This is a genomic window from uncultured Sneathiella sp. (assembly GCF_963973085.1).
Classification (GTDB): Bacteria; Pseudomonadota; Alphaproteobacteria; order Sneathiellales; family Sneathiellaceae; genus Sneathiella.
In genome coordinates this window covers 295,619-316,245 of the sequence record NZ_CAXAXA010000003.1, presented here as the reverse complement: position 1 = coordinate 316,245, position 20,627 = coordinate 295,619, and the positions used below count along the sequence as shown (strand labels likewise).

Sequence of the window (20,627 nt, the reverse complement as noted above, 5' to 3'; positions counted from 1 at the left end):
TCAGAGCTGCCATCGTTTGATAGTTGGTGAAAATTCTGTGTTACGCCAAATACCCTTAACATCGGCAAGCAATCCGTCACCACCCAGCATTTCCTCCAGCGCTGCAGGAGAGAGATCCCGGTAAACGGAATGGGCAACCGCGGCCACAATCGCATCGTAGCCACGCAGGTCAGACAGGCTTTCGATAATATCAATATTAAGGAACTGCTGCGCTTCATGCTTATCCGCAAGCGGGTCATGTACATCCACCTGGTGACCATGTTCATGCAACACGCGGATAATATCGACAACCTTTGTATTGCGAAGGTCGGGGACGTTTTCCTTGAAGGTTACGCCCAGAATGAGGATCTTGCTTTTGCCGTCGAGGTTCCCGTGCACACTGTCGGCGATGAACTTACCCATATTCTCATTAATCCGGCGCCCTGTCAGGATAAGATCGGCGAAATGGCCAACCTCATTGGCCCGATGGGCAAGATAGAAAGGGTCAACACCGATGCAATGCCCGCCGACAAGGCCAGGCGTGAAATTCAGGAAATTCCATTTCGTACCCGCTGTTTCCAGCACATCATAGGCGGAAATGCCGAGCTTCTGAAAAATCATCGTCGCTTCATTGACAAAGGCGATATTGATATCGCGTTGCGCATTCTCGATTACTTTCGCCGCTTCTGCAGTCTTGATATTGCGTGCACGGTAGGTGCCGCCTGTGGTTGCCGACCCGTAGATATCGGCTAGAATATCTGTCACTTCGTCGGTCTGCGCTGAAACGACCTTGATGATCTTATCGACCGTATGGACCTTATCACCAGGGTTAATGCGCTCCGGTGAATATCCAAGATAAAAACCCTCTCCCGATGTCAAGCCGGAGGTTTCTTCCAGAAGCGGTCCGCATACGTCTTCGGTTACACCCGGATATACCGTACTCTCCACGACAACAATTGCCCCGTCCTTCAGGACAGGTCCAATCGCAGCACAAGCTCCTTTAAGAGGGCTCAGGTCAGGTTTATCATTTTCATCGACCGGCGTCGGGACGGTCACGATATGGATATCCGCATCGCGCGTATCATTAACGTCGGTCGTAAAGCGCACACTGCTGGCCCGAAGGTTCGGCGTATCAATTTCCATCGTCCGGTCAAAGCCCTGACGAAGCTCTTTTACCCGCTCCTTGTTGACATCAAAGCCAATGACATCAAAGCTTCGGGCCAGCGCGATCGCAAGGGGAAGCCCGACATAGCCGAGGCCGACAATAGAGATTTTGGTTTTGCTGCTGACCTTGTCGTGTCCTTTGAGGGCCGCCGGTTTTGTTTTCGCCATGGGATACTTGTTCCGTTATATATATGTGTGTCGTTGGTAACGCCGAGATAGTAGTTTGTCCAAGTTTTTTTTTCGTTAAAAGGTTCCGCAAATGCATCCTGCATGCTATAGGGCGCATACTCCCGCAACACCTGCTTCAGAGGATGTATTCCATCGATGTCCCGCACCGATCTGCAACCTGTTTCCCGCGCCCTTATTTCCGTTTCCGATAAATCCGGCCTTGTTGAACTTGGAAAAGCGCTCTCGGCCCTCAACATAGAAATTCTCTCTACCGGTGGCAGCGCCAAAATGCTGATGGAGGCTGGCCTGAAAGTCACAGAGGTGGCCGACCATACGGGCTTTCCCGAGATGATGGATGGGCGGGTCAAAACCCTGCACCCGACAATTCACGGCGGCATTCTCGCCCTTCGCGACAATTTGGATCATGTGAAGGCAATGACGGATCATGACATCGGCGGCATCGATCTTGTTGTCGTCAATCTTTATCCGTTCGAAGAGACCGTTGCGAAAGGTGCCGATTTTCATACTTGTATCGAGAATATCGATATCGGCGGTCCGGCAATGATCCGGTCTGCCGCCAAAAATTACGGTTTCGTCAATGTTATCGTCGATGCCAGCGACTATCAGGCCGTAATTGACGAACTTACCGAGACTGGCGGCAAGACAAGTATTGAACTTCGCAAGAAGCTGGCCGCGAAGGCCTATGCCCGCACCGGCGCCTATGATGCGGCAATCTCTAACTGGTATGCGGACCAGTTGGGAGAACCCTATCCGGACCGCCTTGTTCTTGCCGGAACGCGTCAACAAACGCTGCGATATGGCGAAAACCCGCATCAGTCCGCTGCCTTTTACGCCAATGCCGAACAACGGATCGGAGTCGCCAGCGCAAGGCAGATTCAGGGTAAAGAGCTTTCCTATAACAACTTTAATGATACGGACGCAGCGTTCGAATTGGTTGCCGAGTTCGACCCGAAGGTAAGCGGTCCGACCTGTGCCATTATCAAGCATGCCAACCCTTGCGGTGTTGCCATGGCGCCAACCCTTGCCGACGCCTATAAGGCCGCCTTCGCCTGTGATACCACCTCGGCTTTTGGCGGGATCATTGCCCTCAACCAGACCCTAGATGCGGCAACCGCCGAGGAAATCGTGAAAATCTTTACCGAGGTGATTATCGCGCCAGAGGCGGATGAGGCCGCAAAGGAAATCATTGCCGCGAAGAAAAACCTCCGCCTGCTACTGACCGACGGGCTGCCTGACCCAACCCTTCCGGGACGGCTGGTAAAATCGCTGGCCAGCGGCTATCTCATTCAGGATCGCGATAATGCCCTGACCGCATCGCCCGAGCTGAACGTTGTCACCAAACGCGCACCGAGCGATCAGGAGATGAAGGATCTGAAATTCGCCTTCACCGTTGCCAAACATGTAAAATCCAACGCCATTGTCTATGTCCGGAATGGCGCCACGGTTGGTGTCGGCGCCGGCCAGATGAGCCGGGTCGATTCATCCAAGATTGCTGCCAGCAAATCCCTGGAAGCCGCGCAAAATGCGGGTGAAACGACAGCCTGGGCGAAAGGCTCGGTTGTTGCCTCCGATGCTTTCTTCCCCTTCGCTGATGGCCTTCTTGCGGCCGCGGAAGCAGGCGCCACCGCTGTCATACAGCCCGGAGGCTCCATGCGGGATGATGAAGTGATTGCCGCCGCAGACAAAGCCGGACTTGCCATGGTCTTTACCGGCATGCGACATTTCCGTCACTGATAATTAAAGGGGAAGGGCAAATGATCATAACCACCACCGGATCCATCGAGGGCAGAACGATTTCCGCCTATATGGGCGTTGTTGGCGGAGAGGCCGTTATGGGCTCCAACTTCATCCGCGATTTTTTCGCCCGGGTTACGGATACGCTTGGCGGACGATCTGACGCATATCAGAAGGAAATCCGCAATGCCCGCGCCCATGCGCTTGCGGACATGAAGGAGGAAGCTGCCGATATTGGCGCCGACGCCATCGTCGGGATCAGCGTTGATGTCGAGGTCATCGGAGACAGTATGCTGATGGTGACTGTCTCGGGAACTGCCGTCAAGCTGACCTGATAATCATTCGTGTACGGGTTCGCGTACGAAACTCATCAGCGCCGCGCCAATCATCAGCAAGATAAATATCACTATCATGGCCGGGCGTTGCTGTCCGGTTGCCGACGTAACAATGCCGATCATCAGCGGGGCGACAAATGCTGTTGCTTTACCGGACAGCGCAAAAAGCCCGAAAAACTCCCCTGCTTTTTCGGGCGGGGCCATCCGTGCGATCAGGGTTCGGCTTGCGGCCTGCGCCGGTCCGAAAAACAATCCCATGATAAAAGCAAAAACCATAAAGGCCATTTCGGCCGGGCTTGCAAACAACGCCCCGCCTTCCACCGGCATCGCTGCAGAAAGGCCGAAAAGAATCTGTCCATCGCTGATGGACAGCACACCGACGGACGCGAAGGCGAGCCCGAGAACCGAGATGACAATTGTCGGCTTTGAACCAAGTCTGTCATCCAGAAAGCCGCCGATAAAACACCCGGCAATGGCGAAGAAATTTATCAGAATACCGAAAATACCGAGTTCCGTTGTTCCCCAGTTAAACAGTCCGGCCGCATAGATTCCTGAAAAACCGATAAGCGCAAGGATGCCATCGTTATAAAACATTCTTGCGATAAGGAAGAAAACGATGTTTTTATGATCCTTCAGCGAACGCAGCGTTACCAATAATGCGCCAAGACCACTGCGAACCGCAGACATCTTCGATATTCCTGTAGGCGCCCGATCCGGCGTAAACAGCAACATAGGAATGATGAAGACCAATAGCCATATGGCCGCCATGGGACCGGTGATCCTGTCCGGTTCGTGGGTAACTTTGTTCAATCCGAACAAAGGGACTTCAGGCAGGGAAAATCCGAATAGCACAATAAAGAGCGCGATCAGTCCGCCAATATATCCGAGTCCCCATCCAAACCCGCTTAACCGGCCCATTTTCTTGGCAGGAACGAGACTTGGCAACATGGCGTTATTGAAGACAATACTGAACTCGACCCCGATGGTGCCGAGCACGATCCCCGCCAGTATCCAGAATATGCCACTATCAATGCCGGGTACCGCCCACCAGAGCGAGAAAGCGCCAATTGCGCATAAAGTGCTGAAAAACAGTATCCAGGGCTTACGTGCACCACCGGCATCCGCGATGGAACCGAAAACCGGGCTCAAAATGGCAATCAGAGCGCCGGCGATCGCCTGGGTATACCCCCAATAGGCCTGCCCCTCCGCCGGTGTTGCCGCCACGAAGGAGGTAAAATAAGGCGCAAAAATAAAGGTGGTGACTACAGTAAAGAAGGGCTGGTTTGCCCAGTCAAACATGGCCCAGGAAAATTTCCCAAGCCGATCTGCTTCGCGCGGCATCACCTCACCGATTGCGGCCATGTCATCCCCACTTTTTCCGCTTCCCTTATGGGTTTACGCTACGATAAAGAAACAACGATGACAATCACGTAATCATCGAGCGGAACTGCCGGTTGGCGAAGGCGAGTTTAGCAATATCGAGGGTGCCAGTTGATTTGAATTCCTTTATCAGGTCGCCCGTGCGCTTGATCGTTATCCGATTGTTACCCGCCCAGTGTTTGAATGCATCCCGGCCCTTATGTCCATTCGCACCACCAAAGACAGATGTGGTAATTGCGCGTTGTTGGCCATAGAGGTCATCAATTATTGCCGTGACAGCAAGACGTTCCCAGTTATTATCCGGCTCGATGGTTTCCGCGGCACCGCGCAGCCAGTCGATGTTGAGGTCGGCGCCAACAGCGAAGTAAACCTCGCCGACTTCGGTGATCGGACGCCCTACTGTCTTCCCGGCTTGAACCACGTCCAGTGAAGATCTGAGCGGACCCAGAGCCGCCACCCGCCGCGCCAGTGGCTCCGGAACCCCTTCGGAGACAAGCTGCTCCGCACGAGCGACAAATCGGGTGCGGCCTTCTTCACTTAGCAGATCTTCAAGACCTTTCTCAAGTTTACGCATATCAGCAGAAAGCCGCTTGACCTCAGCAGCGATATCATCGTCGCGGGAAAGATGGCGCAGGCACCAGAGCGTTGCCCGGCGCGCCAGTTTCTGCGTCACGTCAATCATGCGGCCCTGTATGTCCGTGCTGACTTTGTTATCAAGGGCTTCAATTCCTGACCACAGTTTTTCCAGATCAAAAACCGCACAGACGAGAGCAAAGGCACGTGCTACATCCTGTACCTGACAACCCTGCTCTTCCATCATTTGTGCGACAAAGGTCGGTCCGGCGCGATTGACAACCTGATTCACAATGATCGTCGTGATAATCTCACGGCGGAGGCGATGTCCCGCTATATAAGAGGCATATTTTTCCCGCAGCTGCGGCGGAAAATACTCGCTTAGCCAGAGGTCATAATATGGATCGTCCGGCAGGCTGGTTTCCAGAATATCGGCATAAAGTGTCAGTTTCGAATAGGCAAGGAGCACAGACATCTCGGGACGCGTCAACCCGGTATTCGCTGACTGGCGCCGAGCAATTTCTTCATCATCCGGCAGGTTTTCAACGGTCCTGTCGAGACGACCCGCCTTCTCCAGGTTTCGCATGAACAGAACATTTTCCGTGAAATTATCCACGCTTTGTCGTTCCGCCGTCGTCAGCGCCTGTGTTTGCAGGTAATTATCCATCAACACATGTTCCGCCACTTCTTCTGTCATATCGACAAGAAGGCGGTCCCGCTGCTTTTCCGTCATCTCTCCATCATCGAGGACGGCACGCAGAAGGATCTTGATATTGACCTCATGGTCCGAGCAATCCACACCTGCAGAATTATCAATGGCATCTGTGTTGAGGCGTCCGCCCGTTAAGGCATATTCAATGCGCCCAAGCTGCGTTGCGCCCAGATTACCGCCCTCGCCAATTACTTTTGCGCGAACATCACAGCCGTTAACGCGTATGCCGTCATTCGCGCGATCCCCAACCTCACCGTTACTTTGGTGGACCGCCTTGATATAGGTGCCAATGCCGCCAAACCATAACAGGTCCACCTTCATTTTAAGGATCGCTGTAATCAGCTCGTTGGGGGTGACCTGATCAGCCTTGATATCGAGGAGCGCCTTGATTTCCGGCGTTAGCGTGATGGACTTCGCTTTGCGGTCAAATATTCCGCCCCCGGCCGAAATCAGCTTTGTATTATAATCTTCCCAGGATGACCGCGGCAGCTCGAACATCCGCTCCCGCTCCTTGAAGCTTTTCGCAGCATCCGGCGATGGATCAATAAAGATATTACGATGATCGAACGCCGCGACCAGCCTGATCTTCTTCGAAAGCAACATGCCGTTTCCGAACACATCGCCCGACATATCCCCGATACCGGCCACAGTGAATTCCTCTGTCTGGGTATCATGCCCCATCTCGCGGAAATGCCGCTTGACCGATTCCCAGGCCCCGCGAGCGGTGATCGCCATTTTCTTATGGTCATAGCCAGCCGCGCCACCAGAGGCGAATGCATCGCCGAGCCAGAAGCCATAGGAAATCGCCACTTCATTGGCAATATCAGAGAATGTCGCCGTTCCCTTGTCCGCCGCCACAACGAGATACGGATCATCTTCATCATGCCGCACGACATTTTCCGGTGGCACCACCATGCTGCCGACGTAATTGTCCGTAATATCGAGAAGGCCGGAGATAAAAATCTTGTAGCAATTAATGCCCTCTGCCAGAAACTCCTCGCGGTTAGCGGTGCTGGCCAGGTTTTTCGGATAGAAACCGCCCTTGGAGCCAACGGGCACAATGACAGTGTTTTTCACCATTTGGGCCTTCATCAGGCCGAGTACTTCCGTCCTGAAATCTTCACGGCGATCCGACCAGCGCAAACCGCCACGTGCAACTTTACCACCCCGCAAATGCACACCTTCAACCCGCGGACTATAAACAAAAATTTCCACGAACGGTTTCGGCAAGGGAAGCTCATCCAGCTTCTGACTGTCCAGCTTGAAGGAATAGTAAGGTCTGCCCTGCTCATCGACACAACCCTGAAAGGCATTTGTCCGTAACGTGTTAACGATCAGATTGACGAACCGGCGTAAAATCCGGTCTTCATCAAGGCTAGCCACCTCATCAAGCTGGTCCCAGATTCCATCCAGTATACCGGCAACCTTTGCAACACGGTCTCCTTCATATGACGGATCAAATCTCGCATGAAACAGCTCTATCAGACATCCCGCAATTACCGGATTGCTAGACAATGTGTTCATCATATAGGTCTGGCTAAACGTAATTCCCGCCTGGCGCAGATACTTCGCATAGGCACGCAGCACCACGATATTAGACCATTCCAGACCAGCACGGAGCACAAGACGGTTGAATCCGTCATTTTCCATATTGCCGGTCCAGACACGCCGAAATGTCTCTTCGAATTTTGCCTTTAAGTCATGTAGATCAAGCGCATGACCGCCGGGCTCTATCAATTCGAAATCATGTATCCACATTTTCTCCGGAAGCTCGTCCGACGTTACCAGATAAGGGTTTTCCGAAAAGACCTTCAAACCCATGTGTTCGAGCATCGGCAAGCAATCCGAAAGTGTCAGTGGTGTTTCCCGGCTGTAAACCTTGAATCTTACCTTGTTTTCCGGATCCTCCACCCACCGATAGAGGTTGAGGCCAAGTTCCTGAGCCTTGAAGACGGCCTCGATTTTATCTATGTCGTAAAGTGCCAATTCGGCGTTGAAGCGCTCCTTGTATCCAGCCGGGAAGGCGTTTCCGTATCGAGACCGAAGCCGCAAGCCTTTTTCCTCACCCCATTTTTCAAGCAGGGCGTCATTAAGATCATCCGTCCAGCTGCGAGAGGCGTCAATCAATCGCCGCTCCAGCTCCACTTCATCAACTTTTGGTTTATGTTTGCTCTTGAGAGAAATGATATAGTGAATCCGCGCAAGAACATCATCACCGACGAGCGCGTAATGGGAGGACAAAGAGCCGTTGTGCATCTCGGCAAGTAAAGCCCCGAATTTCTGGCGTATGTCCGTATTGAATTTTTCTCTCGGAATATAGACGATCGCAGAGACAAATCGTTCGAACCGGTCCCGTCTCAGCAATACGCCGATCCGCGGGCGCTCCTGAAGAGAGAGGATTTTCGTGGCATTTTCAAGCAAATCCTCAACCGAAATCTGGAACAGCTCGTCACGCGGATAGCTCTCCAGAATATGAGCGAGTGCTTTTTCATCATGGCTGTTTTTCTGCAGGCCTGACAACTCGAGTGTCTGGCTTACCTTCCGGCGCAAATACGGGATATCACGGGGAATACGATTATAAGCCGCCGACGTAAATAGTCCGGTAAAGCGGCATTCACCAATCACTTCGCCCTTATCATTGAATTTCTTCACCCCTACATAGTCAAGATGGACGGCCCGATGGACTGTCGAACGGACATTGGCCTTGGTGACAATGATCAGTTCGCGCCGTCGCAGGAAATCTTTCACTTCCGGCGACATTTCCTTGCCACCTGACATGATGCGGCGTGTCGGGTCGCGCAAAATGCCGAGGCCAGAGCCTTCAACCTGGCCCCAATTGTCCGATTTTCCCTTGCTGTCAACGCTGAATTCAAATTCACGGTAGCCAAGGAAAGTGAAATGATTGTCTGACATCCACTGCAACAATGCCAACGCTTCGTCAATTTCCGCTTTGTCCAGGGGCGGTGGATTTTTTTTCAGCTTTTCACTGATCAACCCGACTTTGGCAAGTATGGGCTTCCAGTCGGCAACGGCAACGCGCACGTCATCCAGAGTCTCCCGCAGGCTTTTCTCAATCTCGAGAAGAACGTCCGGGTTCGTCTGTTCATCAATCTCGAAATGCATAATGCTTTCGAGAATGGATTTCTGCTTGGATCCGGGTTTGCTTTCAAAAGTCTGAACCCGGTTCCCTTTTTCGTCGCGTTCGACGTAAACAACGGGGTGGATAACCTGATGAACGGTCAGACCGCGCCGGTTTAATGCAGCGGTGACACTGTCGACGAGAAAGGGCATATCGTCATTGACGATTTCAACAACCGAATGTGTGGTCTTCCAGCCATGCTCTTCCAGATCAGGGGTGAAGACCCGGAGTTTCGGCGTCTGTGGTTCCCGCACAGCACCAAACTTGTAGAGCGACAAGGCAGATCCATAGAGATATTCCGGCGAGATCCCAAGAATATCCTCCGGTGCCGGGCGTTCATAAAACTGGCGGATAAATTTCTTCGCATCAGCCGCTGTTTTTTTATCCAGCCTACTCTCAACTATTGCGAGAACTTTATCTATCTGTTCTAATTTAAGATCTTGTGCCTTTGCGACCATTTTCTGAATCCCACCCCTTCAGACTTGTGTGGTTACTCATTCCAACATGTAGAACGTAGTCTTAAATTATCTTCTAACGGTTAATTTGAAAAGAATTATCCAAATAAAAACCGTATCTCTTTCAAAGCGTTATTTGTAGAGTTTCCGGTTTCTCGCGGAATGTCAAATGGTCTCAGATCAATTAATTAAATGAAGTCAACTTCCTAGACTGTATCTATTCTTAATCATAACGGCGGAAAATGTAATTACGGAGAACCCCTTACATAAGAGAATTATTCTGAAAGAAAAACGAACGTTTGCTACTTTGTAATTGCCGAGAGCTGATCATTTTGAATCAACCGAAAAATCGCCAAATTCGAGCTCGATACTAAAGCCCTTTATCAGGTGCAGTTCTCTTCCGTTAGGGGGATTCTATAAAGATGCACCGCGTAAGGCGCGAATGTATCCTGAAACTGATCTTCCTGAAGAGCAACCCGTCGTGACTCATCCAGTACATCCACATAGGTCGCCGTCATCTTACCGCCGATGGTAATTTGTGCCTCAGTCGCAAATTTGCTGGTAGAGCCGGCAAATATATAAAGATGACAGCTTTCTTGCCGGGCAAGTATTGAAACACTGTCGTAGGGCGCCGTTACATTGATGTTGATCCGCGCGGTACTCTTTTTATTGAGGATTGGCGCCAGACTTTGTAGTCGTGCATTTATTTCGGCGACCTCCTGACTAAGCGCATTGTTTTGAAGCAGCGACGCCTCGACAAAATAAGGCGTAAACTGATGCACAAAATAAATAATCCCGCGCGCACCATGAATGATACTGAGCCACACGAGACTTCGGATCTGCTCTCCCGTAGGCATAATCTCCGCGTTAGAGACACGGCTCGTCTCGATAATACTCCAGACTGGCTTTGATCCGCCCGTCCAGTTGACGAGACGATCAACCCCCCGCGCCACGTAGTCCAACCGACCTCGAATGCCGCTGTCCCGATGGGTAATCGGATAGATATCGAAAGAAACTATATCGGCGGCCTTGACATAAAGCTCATAGTCTTCCGGATGATTGGTGCGCGTTCCGCGACCATACCACTGGTCCCAGGCAACGCCCTGACCAAGATTAAGAAGTATTGGCCTAACCGGATCCGTTTCTTTCATTCTATGATATTGCTGAATCAATGTCCCTGGCAGCACAGGCGGGCCCAAACTGCCATCCTCCGTCAGTTGGGCGTTATCGGGCTCATCCGGCATCATCCAACCAACAATTATATCCTCATATCGGGGCTTCATTGCGAGCGCATTCTGGGCCGCAAATACAGGCATCTTTGCGGCCTGAAGCTGTGTTAGCTGCTTCTCCGTCGGACCTTTCCAAAGTCCGGCATAGAAGTTTATGCCGAGAGCCTTATATGCCATTGCGTTGCCGGGGTCCTGCAGCCAGACACCAATGGGAAAAATATCCCGTCCGGCTACAATGTCTGCGGGAGCAGGAACATGTTGCTGGGAGAAAGAACTCGATAGCGGAAAGAATAAGAGAAAAAAGAACAGGGCAGGAAAGCAGGCAATACGGGGGCGAAAGCTCATAGGATTTCCTGGGTGTTCCCTTCCAGAACGAGGCAGGTCAGAACATTTGAGTAAAAAGCGCCTGTGTCAATGCCAATTCTGTTTTCCCTGATCTCAGGCTCCGGGATAATACTGTGCCCATGCACAACCACTTTGTCGAAAAGTCCTTCATGGCACAGGAATGTATCGCGGATCCAGAGAAGATCCGTTTCTTTCTGGTTTTCAAGCGATCGGGAAGGATCTATCCCTGCATGCGCGAAGAAGTAATCTCCTAGAGTATGGCTGGTTTCCAGAGTTCCCAAAAACTGCAAATGGGAATCAGGAAGCGTCTTTTTCAAGGCGCGCGCTGCTTTACGGATATCCTCTTCTGTAACCTCTGCAAGCTTCAGGTCCACACCATAACTTCTGAGCGTCGCGTCGCCCCCATAATGAAGCCACCGTTTTCCTTTGACCGGATCCTGTAAAAACGACAGCATTGATGCTTCATGATTGCCTTTAAGGGTGATGATTTTTTTGTTTGACCCATCAAGATTCAAGAGTTTGTCAATTACCTGCGAACTCATGGGGCCGCGGTCAACATAATCTCCAAGAAAGATCAGATGCGTGTCGGCGCTTGTGCGTCGGGATTCTTCCTCATCAATCTTCCCAAGCAAAGGAGTCAGCAAATCCTCCCGACCGTGGATATCACCAACCACATAGGCCCGTTGCCCTTCAGGCATGGCCGCCGTTGCCGAAGAGACAGGACCTTCCGGAATTACTGCCGAACGCCTTGAGATAAACTTGTTGAGCCGAGCCAAAGGCATTCAATCTATTCTTCCAATTTCCGCAATTGCTGACCAATCACGCTATCTTACGTTGATCGTCGCGCTATGTTAACGCGAATAATGGATGCTTTCTACCAACAACTACGTGATCACTTATATAACAAAAAAAGTGGCAGTCGTTAGACTACCACTTTATATAGTTACTGATATGCTACTTTTGAAGTAGGAACCGAAACGGCTCAACTTCTTCTAAAAAATTTATTTTATCAAATATTGTCTATCTTAAAAAATAGGCCTATTCCCAGTTTGCATTTTCTTCCCTGCGGCGTCGACCGAGCCAGAAGATCGCACCAATCGCTCCGCCAAAAAGCAAAACCGCGGGCGGTAATGAAATGGAACTCGTCGTCTCTCCCTTTGATTTGCCGTCTGGGAGAGCGGTCGTCTGATTCTTCTTGACCAAAGCAAAGGCCTGACCTGTATCAGCTACGCTGCTGCTCTTGGCTTTTTCAACAACAGCGTCCTGCCCCGCCATTGCACCTGCTGAACTGACGGCAGTACGCTCAACAGTCGCGGGCGCAGCCATTGAAATAGCCGCACCCGATAGTAGCAGTATTAGCGTCGCCGCTGTAAGTTCACGAACCCGCACTCTTCTGACTCCTTGGTACCTTCAAGACAAAATCCTGACTTCCATTCTGGACGCTGTCGATTGTCTATGTTTCTAAGGCGTTGTCGCTAATCACGCATCCCTCATATGAGGGATACTGCGATAAAAACTGAATTTTTCTGAAAAACCGCGACGTTTATGATGATATTTCTGAGAAAATTTTATTTAACATTACTGCCACGCCAATCGGCAGACTGGTTCTTGTTCGTCTTGAACTTCAAATTGAGTGCGATGAGAACCATTAGCGCTGCCGTTTTCAGACTGGGAGCGCGTACGAACTCTTTCAACAAATGAGTTGTTGCCGCCATTCGGCGACCTTCCCATGCCAGTATTTTCCCGCAGTATCGCGCCGTTGCACGCTTGTTTTCTTCAAGCATCTCCCGGCTTTTCGCGCTAATCGATTTGAGAGAGCTTTCTTTGAGCACTGCCGTCAGGCTGTCAAACCGACTATGCCAGAGCGCAAACCGGTTTTGTGACATGCTCCCGGAGCGCAACCGCCAGATTCCGCATGGATTTTCGATATAGGCAAGCTTGAACAATAAAAGAAGTTCAAGAAGATAATTAAAATCACCGGTCAGGTTACTATCAGGGTCGAATACATTTCCATCTTTTAAAATGGTGTCAATTGCAGATCGCCGGACTAATCCGAAATTGATCAGCGGTGACGTGGAATCATGCAAATACTGCCCCAGAATAGTCTCCGGCTCATAAAAGCGGACGTCAGGATTTACAGGAATGCTGCGATCCTTGATCGAGGAAAACTGGCTTTCAAAGGCACTGTGGAATCCACCGAAACACATCGAAACATCCGTGTTTTCCTTGAATATCCGTTCAGCGGTTTCAAGAAACTGTGGAAAGAAAATGTCATCCCCGTCCAGAAAGGAAATCAGGCTGCTGGTCGAGGCGCTAAATCCAGTATTCCGGGCAGAGCTCACGCCTTTATTCGTGTCATGGCGTATCAGCTTGACACGATCCAGACGCTCGCCAAGCGCCGCCTGAACATCGTCGGGCCCGCAATCATCCACAATAATAATCTCATCCGGGGGGCGGGTTTGGTTCAAGACAGAATCCACAGTCTCGCAAATGGTTTCCGATGAGTTATATGCCGGTATAACAACAGTAATTGTTTCCTGATCCATTGCTAAGCCCTAATATTCCGATCCGCCATACTCGATCTTCTTTTTCTGTAGCCCAAGCGTAACAAGAACAAGCAGGATGAAGGTCTTTATATCCGGTAATCTTTTAAATTCTTCAAACAAGCGTCTGGAGGCCTCTTTACGCTCCCCGCCATTTGCGAGAACCCGTGCATGTTGCCGCGCTGCGGTGGCCCGCATCCGCTTCAGAAATGCAAGATGATAGACAGAAAGCGGCAAAATGTTTGCCTGTGCAATCAGGGAGTCTACCGCTACCGCACGCGATGACCACACTTTTACCAAGTTACGCGAGATACTGTCAGGGCGCAGAAAGTATACTCCCATCGGATTTTTGACATGGAGAACATCAAATTTCGCCAATATCCGGGCAAACATGTGAAAATCCTCATTATTTTTGAGTTCTGGCAGGAACAGGTTGCCGTCTACACATATTTCCTCAAGTGCTGATCTTCGAAAGATGCTGAAAGATGGGATGAAGGCACCTGTGTTATTCAGATAAAAGGTCAGGCCCTCGCCTCGGGATAGCAGGGCTACGTCAGCTTCCTGCTCCCTATGAGTTTCCAAAATAGGGGCTGCATTTCCATCAAAGCACTGATAGAAGCTGCCGAAACACGCGGCTGCCTGTTCATTCTCTTCAAGTGCCTCAAGCATTACAGACAGGAATTCCGGACACAGAATGTCATCCGCATCCAGAAAGTAGACATAGTCCCCGGTTACATGTGAAAATCCGGTATTCCGGGCATGCTGGACACCCTTATTCACCTCGTGGCGCAATATCTGAACGCCAGGATAACGATCCCCCAGAACCTGAATAACTGGATTGTCGCTATGATCATCGACAACGATAATTTCATCAGGCCTGCGACGCTGTCCTATCAGGCTATCAAGGGTTACACAAATTGTCGCATCGCAGTTATATGCTGGCATAACGACGGAAATACGCTTTTTTGTCATGCCTTGTTCGTCCATTACTCATTAATACGTGGGTTCTAAAGACCTAGTGTTTTTCCGTCTCTGGCGACGCCGGTCATTTGGAAAACGGGTTATGACCCCCCAATGCTCTCTTCTTTCAATGGATCTGCCTTCTGCAAATTGCTGAGCAACACAGAAAAGTCATTCCGCCATTTATCCCAGTTAAGCTCATTCACATATTTTTCATGTGCATAGACGGCCATCTCGGCAAGTTTGGTTTTGTCCTGCCATAGCTTGATAATGGCATCCGCATAGTCTTTTCCATCCGCTGAAGAGGGAAGCAGCACACCGGATTTCCCATCATCAACAACGGAGGGGACGCCGCCCGTTGTCGGGGCGACGGAAGGAGTTGCAAATGCTGCCGCCTCCGCAAAGACAAGCCCATAAGCCTCTGCGCGGGTTGGCAGGACGAAGAGAGATGCCTCCGAAAACAATTTATTGTATAAGGCAAACTGCTCCGGATCGCTTTTCTTGAGGTTTTCGTATACCTGAACCCCCTCGGGCGGGCGGGCTGAAAATGGATCACATCCGACAATGGTAAGCTGCGCCTCTATGCCAGCGTCCCGGATATGCTTGAAGGCAGACAGAATTATATCTCCTCCCTTGCGTTCCCAGTCTTTTCCCATGAAAAGAATATTGCATTTACCGCCGAACTTTTTCTCCAGATACGCGTCGGAAATGATCGGTAGTGAGCCGACATTCGCACCAAGCCGTATAAATTTTAACTTCGCCAGATTGGCATCATAATCCTTCTGCGCTGAATTCATCGCCCATTGGGATGGGAAAATGGAATAGAATGACTTTCCTATCACTTCGCGCTCAATCTCATTTCCTTCCCGCCAAAGCCAGTTCGGGATGCGGCTGTGTTCCGGATAATAGTCCGTCATTATGGCATAGGTCGCATCAGAGATATGAAAGATGGGGACATCGGTTCGGATGTGGGCCAACTCCGGTGACGCTGCAATCCCAACGATAACCTCAGGATCGGTAAGATCAATTTTTCTCTGGATTTCCTTGCTGACAGCCTTGCTGAAAGCACCGGTAACAGATAGATCAATACTAAATCCTAGTTTCCTGAACAGGTAGCGGAAGGCTTTCGTCAGCATCAGCAGCCATGCCGTTTTCTGCGCGCGAACGACCACGACATCACCGGAAATTTTCTTTATTTCACGCGTAATAAAATATGGTGTTCCTGACCACGCGCTGACATCCTCAGGGTCATGGCGTGATACAATCGCGATTTTCATTACTGATACTTTCAAGTCCGGATTTGTTTTTCTCAACCTAGAGATTTTAAGTTTAAAAATGGTAAAAATTAATCATCATTCACCGCGCTATCGGATATTCTAGGGATTATAGTTACATAATATGCAAGCGTCTGTCCCAAACGCATATTAAAACGAAGCATAAAACGCGAAAATACGATGTCTGTCTGAAAATCCGGCGGCGGCACGCCAAAGGAAGCGCCAATTCAACCTATACAAATGGACTTCATAATAACAGGAAATAGACGCTAAAACCGGACAGCATGTGAAACATCAAAGCTTCCGGACTGTAATCAATCTTCCCGCAACGCACGGTTAAAGCTGAGAATAATCGGATTGACAAAATAATCCAGTGCCGTGCGCTCCCCTGTCGAGATCATAACATCCGCCTGCATACCGGGGCGCAGTTGGGTAACTTTGATATCAGCGTTTTCCAGATTGTCAATCTCAACGCGCGCCAGATAATAGAAATTTCCCGTCCTCTCATCCTCCAGACTGTCAGCCGACACACTGATCACGGTTCCTTCTGCTGGAAGCGAAAAGCGTTGACTGAACGCAGGGAAGCGGATTCGCGCGGGCGCTCCGATATAGACCGAGTCAATATCCTTTGTATTAACCTGAGCTTCTACAATAAGCTGTACATTATCCGGAACAATATCAAGCACAGTTTCACCCGGCTTTATAACCCCGCCAGCGGTATGGACCTTTAAATTGACGACATATCCGTTCGTTGGCGCCCGAATTTCTGTTCTGTCCAATACATCTTCAGAGGCGCGTGTCTGTTCTTCCAAGTCAAAAATCTGGGCCTGCACGTCACGGAGTTCCGCGACCACCTCGTCCATCATACTATTTGAAAGCTCGTTGATCTGTAGCTGGACTTCTCCGATTGCCTGACGGGTTTGGGCAATTTTCGAAACATTCTGACTGCGGTTCCCTTTCAGTTCCGCCAAGCTGCGCTGCAACGCCCGAAGCCTCGGACGCTTGGCGAGATTTTTTGCAACAAGACTTTCCACATCCTCGATTTCATCGCCGATGAGAACGATCTGGCGATCTGAGGAAGCAACCTGACCTTCCAAACCCTTAATCTCTTCTTCCAGCTGCGACGCCTTTTGTTGGAGAATAGTCACTTGTCCTTCACGAGACGTACGGCGGGATTCGAAAATATTCTCCTGACCCTGCATGGCCTCCCTTATATTCGGCTCATCCTTGCGCTCCATCAGCCATTCCGGAAACTCGATTTCAGCAAGCTCGTCCCGTTCTGCAACCAGTCTCGCTTTCTGGGCAAGTGCGGTGGCATATCGGCTGCGGACAATTTCTGTCGAGGCCTTTGATTGTAGTTCATCCAAAACGATTAACACGTCGCCCTGCTTTACAACGTCACCATCCTTGACCTTGATTTCAGAGACGATCCCGCCTTCAAGATGCTGAATCGACTTGCGGTTTCCCTCAACACTGACAACACCTTGCGCAATGGCCGCGCTCCCCAGCGGAGCGAACGCAGCCCAACCGACAAAGGCGCCAAAGAAAAGAAAAATAATTACCAGACCGAATAGCACCGGTCCGCGCACATTCATCATCGCTTGATTTCCTCAATATATTTCAAAGCACCCGCCTGATCCCCTTTGACAAAAAGCGAATATATTTTCGATATATCCGCATCAGTAAGTGGCTGGGTTGAAAGCGACTGTATCTTGGCCTTGATTTTCTCACTTGGCCCCATGGTCAAGACCGCCGCCTTTTTCACCGTCTTTGTTTTACCATTAACATGTGTTCCATTCACATGCCGGGACGGCGCGGACGTTGCCGTCGCGCGTTGCATATGTGAATACTGCTTGGCCGCTTTGATATCATGTTGTTTGTCCGGCCTAGACGGAGCCGGGCGCATACGAGACTCACTTGGTTGATCGTCAGCTTCAATGGTCTGCGCGCCCGGCTTTGGCAAGGCTTTCTGCACGCCCTGGAGCTTCGCCAGCACCTCATCACGCGACCCGAATTCCTGTACGACCCCATCCTTCAAGACAAGTATCTTATCGACATGCTTCAAGATATTCGGCCGATGGGCGATAACCACAATCGTCATCCCCTCCAGCCTGAGATTCTCCATGGCCCGCATCAAAGCCGACTCGCCTACATTATCGAGGTTAGCGTTCGGTTCATCCAAAACGAGAAGACTTGGGTTGCCGTAAAGCGCGCGGGCAAGGGCGATACGCTGGCGCTGACCGCCTGAAAGCGCCGCGCCGCCCTCGCCGATTTCTGTTTCATACCCCTTATCCATGCGCAGCACCATATCGTGAATGCCCGCTTTCTTTGCTGCCGCAATCACCAGCGCCGGATCGCCATCATTCATGCGAGCAATATTCTCTCGAATTGTGCCAGAGAACAGCTCGATATCCTGTGGCAGATATCCGATATACTGACCACGATCATCCGCGCTCCATTCTGCGACATCCATCTCATCCAGTCGCGCATGGCCGAAGCGCGGCTTGAGGTTGCCAACCAACAACCGCACCAAGGTCGTTTTCCCCGCCGCTGTCGGCCCAATGATTCCAAGAATTTCCCCCGCACCAATTCGGAAGTTAATATTCCTCAGGATCGGTTCCGTCGTATTGATATGAGAATAACTCAAGCCCTCGACGGAAACCGCCCCCTTCGGCCGGGGAAGTGGCATAAGATCGGTTCCCGGCGGGCTGCTATCCAATTGGGCTTTCAAACGGCCATAAGCGGCGCGGGCAGTTAAAAAACCGTTCCATGATCCGATTGCCTGCTCAACAGGCGCCAGGGCGCGGCCCATAATGATGGATCCAGCGATCATGGCGCCAGGACTCATTTCTGCCTGGATGACCAGCCATGCCCCCGCCCCTGTCACACCAATCTGTAGCATGACCCGAACAAATTTTGACGCCGCAGAGAGAATTCCGCCGCGATCACTCGCTTGTGCCTGCAATGCCAGAGAGTCCGAATGGCGGGTATTCCACCGCTTTACCAACTGCGGCATCATGCCCATAGCCTCAATCACATCCGCATTACGCGAGGCCGTCTCTGCCTGCTTCATCGCAATCATCTGCTGGCCGCTGGATTCTGCAAGAAGTTTCCGGGTGGCTCTCTCGTTCACAATACCGAGGGCCAGCAATAGGATGGCTCCGATAAGGGCTATCCAGCCCAGCAGCGGATGCAGCAAGAACATGACGCCCAGGAAAATCGGCGCGAAGGGCGCATCGAGTATTGGAAAAATGCCCGCGCCCGTCAAAAAGGACCGGAAGGTATTAAGATCACGAAGCGCCTGGATGCTGGCTTCTCGTCCCGTCGTTAATGTCGACATGATACTCGCCGTCAACGCCGCGCCGCCGACCTGGCCATCAAGCCATCGACTCATACGTACAAGAATGAACGACCGGACACCCTCCAGCATGGCCATAGTTAACAGAGCCAGCGCCGCAATGAGCATCAGCAACATAAGCGTATCTGTATTGCGGCTTGTGATAACCCTGTCAAATACCTGCATCATGAACAGCGGGGCTGTTAACATCAGCAGGTTAATAGCAAGACCAAACACCGCAATAATAATGAATACCCGGGAACATTTGTCTAAAGTTTCCTTCAGAAGCGGGTTTTTCTGTGTGCTCACGCTTCCCTCTATAAGTCGAAACCAGTCATTGCTGGATCATATTGTTTGTAAGCGTATTTGCCAATGCCCGATGCCACCATCGTACATAAAATACGCTTAAAATAGGATTAAATTTTTGCCGATAAAACGTCCGGGACGGGAATTTCGTGAAGCCGTGCCGTTCGAAACGCATAATCTATTGTTGCATTATGGCCATTTTTAGGGAAATACTAGAAAAAAATATGGCGTTACCCTTAGAAATAGCGAATATGCTGTGCTACAAAGCGTCATTAGCGATATTAACCATTTCTGATGAGTATATCAGATTTTTTAGATAGGGGGAGGCACTTACGTGTTTACATTTCAAAAGATAAAGTCCGCGGCCACCCGGACCATCTTGATCTCACTGGCACTGTTTGTTTCGGCTTGTGCAGCACAAAACCAAGCAGCAACAACAGCGCCTGCTTCTTTGGGCACTGCGCCTCAGTACATAATCGGCCCGCAGGACGAACTTGATGTGTTCGTATGGCAGAATCCGGACCTGTCCGTGACTGTACCAGTCCGCCCCGATGGCCGCATCTCGACACCGCTGGTTGATGACATGATGGCCGCCACGAAAACATCCCAGGAACTGGCACGCGACATAGAGAAAAATCTTTCCAAATATGTGAAAGATCCGCTCGTGACTGTGACTGTCCGCTCCTTCAATGGTCCCTATAATCAGCAGATTCGTATCGTTGGACAGGCGGCTGAGCCCAAAGCTATCCCTTATCGTAACGACATGACCGTCCTTGACGCAATTATTGCCGTTGGTGGCATGACCGAATTTGCCGCTGGTAATCGTGCTGTGATTGTCCGGAACGAAGACGGAGGTCAGCAATCCTATAATGTGCGACTTGATGACTTGATCGTAGATGGCGATGTTTCGGCGAATGTGCCTCTGTTGCCGGGCGATATTATTATCATTCCACAAAGCTGGTTCTAGTTTGTG

The 20,627-nt window shown here is 50.8% G+C and carries 14 protein-coding genes; 3 read left to right on the top strand and 11 right to left on the bottom strand.

The genetic code is table 11. The features are described 5' to 3' along the window. On the bottom strand, positions 1 to 1,311 hold the full coding sequence (locus tag AACZ19_RS09405; RefSeq protein WP_339633274.1) for a nucleotide sugar dehydrogenase: 1,311 nt from the start codon (positions 1,309 to 1,311) through the stop codon (positions 1 to 3). A gap of 156 nt (positions 1,312 to 1,467) precedes the next feature. Here AACZ19_RS09405 and purH point away from each other — a divergent pair, with 156 nt between their 5' ends. Together purH and AACZ19_RS09395 are read left to right on the top strand one after the other, a co-directional pair. After that, the gene (gene purH, locus AACZ19_RS09400; protein ID WP_339633272.1) at positions 1,468 to 3,066 is read left to right on the top strand and encodes a bifunctional phosphoribosylaminoimidazolecarboxamide formyltransferase/IMP cyclohydrolase; all 1,599 of its coding nucleotides are present in this window, start codon (positions 1,468 to 1,470) and stop codon (positions 3,064 to 3,066) included. Positions 3,067 to 3,086: 20 nt separating this feature from the next. Continuing rightward, a complete protein-coding gene (locus AACZ19_RS09395) occupies positions 3,087 to 3,401 on the top strand; it encodes a heavy metal-binding domain-containing protein (RefSeq protein WP_339633270.1) in 315 nt (104 codons plus the stop codon). 3 nt (positions 3,402 to 3,404) lie between these two features. On the opposite strand, the gene AACZ19_RS09390 is transcribed toward AACZ19_RS09395, so the two are convergent. The 10 genes from AACZ19_RS09390 to AACZ19_RS09345 all read right to left on the bottom strand — a co-directional run bounded on the left by AACZ19_RS09390 (position 3,405) and on the right by AACZ19_RS09345 (position 19,657). Then, positions 3,405 to 4,763 (bottom strand): MFS transporter, encoded by a 1,359-nt coding sequence (locus AACZ19_RS09390; protein WP_339633268.1) that lies wholly within the window; start codon positions 4,761 to 4,763, stop codon positions 3,405 to 3,407. Positions 4,764 to 4,827: 64 nt separating this feature from the next. Beyond that, on the bottom strand, positions 4,828 to 9,663 hold the full coding sequence (locus AACZ19_RS09385; protein ID WP_339633266.1) for an NAD-glutamate dehydrogenase: 4,836 nt from the start codon (positions 9,661 to 9,663) through the stop codon (positions 4,828 to 4,830). Between the two features lie 380 nt (positions 9,664 to 10,043). Further along, positions 10,044 to 11,234 (bottom strand): hypothetical protein, encoded by a 1,191-nt coding sequence (locus AACZ19_RS09380; protein WP_339633265.1) that lies wholly within the window; start codon positions 11,232 to 11,234, stop codon positions 10,044 to 10,046. Continuing rightward, positions 11,231 to 11,932 carry a metallophosphoesterase family protein gene (locus AACZ19_RS09375; RefSeq protein WP_339633263.1) on the bottom strand — a complete coding sequence of 234 codons (702 nt, stop codon included), beginning with the start codon at positions 11,930 to 11,932 and terminating at the stop codon, positions 11,231 to 11,233. The genes AACZ19_RS09380 and AACZ19_RS09375 overlap by 4 nt, the downstream gene beginning before the upstream one ends. Before the next feature lie 340 nt (positions 11,933 to 12,272). Further along, entirely contained in the window at positions 12,273 to 12,623 is a 351-nt protein-coding gene (locus AACZ19_RS09370) for a hypothetical protein (RefSeq protein WP_339633261.1), read from the bottom strand. A 179-nt stretch (positions 12,624 to 12,802) separates the two neighbouring features. After that, complete coding sequence (locus AACZ19_RS09365; RefSeq protein ID WP_339633259.1) at positions 12,803 to 13,780, bottom strand: glycosyltransferase family A protein; 978 nt, start codon at positions 13,778 to 13,780, stop codon at positions 12,803 to 12,805. A gap of 9 nt (positions 13,781 to 13,789) precedes the next feature. Further along, positions 13,790 to 14,749 carry a glycosyltransferase family 2 protein gene (locus AACZ19_RS09360; RefSeq protein WP_339633257.1) on the bottom strand — a complete coding sequence of 320 codons (960 nt, stop codon included), beginning with the start codon at positions 14,747 to 14,749 and terminating at the stop codon, positions 13,790 to 13,792. 89 nt (positions 14,750 to 14,838) lie between these two features. Beyond that, positions 14,839 to 16,014, bottom strand: coding sequence for a glycosyltransferase family 4 protein (locus tag AACZ19_RS09355; protein WP_339633255.1), 1,176 nt, complete (start codon positions 16,012 to 16,014; stop codon positions 14,839 to 14,841). A gap of 311 nt (positions 16,015 to 16,325) precedes the next feature. Next, positions 16,326 to 17,609 (bottom strand): HlyD family type I secretion periplasmic adaptor subunit, encoded by a 1,284-nt coding sequence (locus tag AACZ19_RS09350; protein WP_339633254.1) that lies wholly within the window; start codon positions 17,607 to 17,609, stop codon positions 16,326 to 16,328. Next, positions 17,606 to 19,657, bottom strand: coding sequence for a type I secretion system permease/ATPase (locus tag AACZ19_RS09345; protein ID WP_339633252.1), 2,052 nt, complete (start codon positions 19,655 to 19,657; stop codon positions 17,606 to 17,608). Before AACZ19_RS09345 ends, AACZ19_RS09350 begins: the two co-directional genes overlap by 4 nt. Positions 19,658 to 19,988: 331 nt before the next feature. Here AACZ19_RS09345 and AACZ19_RS09340 point away from each other — a divergent pair, with 331 nt between their 5' ends. Further along, positions 19,989 to 20,621: an XrtA/PEP-CTERM system exopolysaccharide export protein gene (locus tag AACZ19_RS09340; RefSeq protein ID WP_339633250.1), complete on the top strand. Its 633-nt coding sequence runs from the start codon at positions 19,989 to 19,991 to the stop codon at positions 20,619 to 20,621. Positions 20,622 to 20,627: the final 6 nt, after the last annotated feature.

Coding starts and splice junctions, on each gene's coding strand:
- AACZ19_RS09405 (WP_339633274.1), bottom strand. CDS start 1,311: ATGGCGAAAACAAAACCGGCGGCCCTCAAAGGACACGACAAGGTCAGC.
- AACZ19_RS09360 (WP_339633257.1), bottom strand. CDS start 14,749: ATGACAAAAAAGCGTATTTCCGTCGTTATGCCAGCATATAACTGCGAT.
- AACZ19_RS09375 (WP_339633263.1), bottom strand. CDS start 11,932: ATGCCTGAAGGGCAACGGGCCTATGTGGTTGGTGATATCCACGGTCGG.
- AACZ19_RS09355 (WP_339633255.1), bottom strand. CDS start 16,014: ATGAAAATCGCGATTGTATCACGCCATGACCCTGAGGATGTCAGCGCG.
- AACZ19_RS09380 (WP_339633265.1), bottom strand. CDS start 11,234: ATGAGCTTTCGCCCCCGTATTGCCTGCTTTCCTGCCCTGTTCTTTTTT.
- AACZ19_RS09395 (WP_339633270.1), top strand. CDS start 3,087: ATGATCATAACCACCACCGGATCCATCGAGGGCAGAACGATTTCCGCC.
- AACZ19_RS09385 (WP_339633266.1), bottom strand. CDS start 9,663: ATGGTCGCAAAGGCACAAGATCTTAAATTAGAACAGATAGATAAAGTT.
- AACZ19_RS09365 (WP_339633259.1), bottom strand. CDS start 13,780: ATGGATCAGGAAACAATTACTGTTGTTATACCGGCATATAACTCATCG.
- AACZ19_RS09390 (WP_339633268.1), bottom strand. CDS start 4,763: ATGGCCGCAATCGGTGAGGTGATGCCGCGCGAAGCAGATCGGCTTGGG.
- purH (WP_339633272.1), top strand. CDS start 1,468: ATGTCCCGCACCGATCTGCAACCTGTTTCCCGCGCCCTTATTTCCGTT.
- AACZ19_RS09350 (WP_339633254.1), bottom strand. CDS start 17,609: ATGATGAATGTGCGCGGACCGGTGCTATTCGGTCTGGTAATTATTTTT.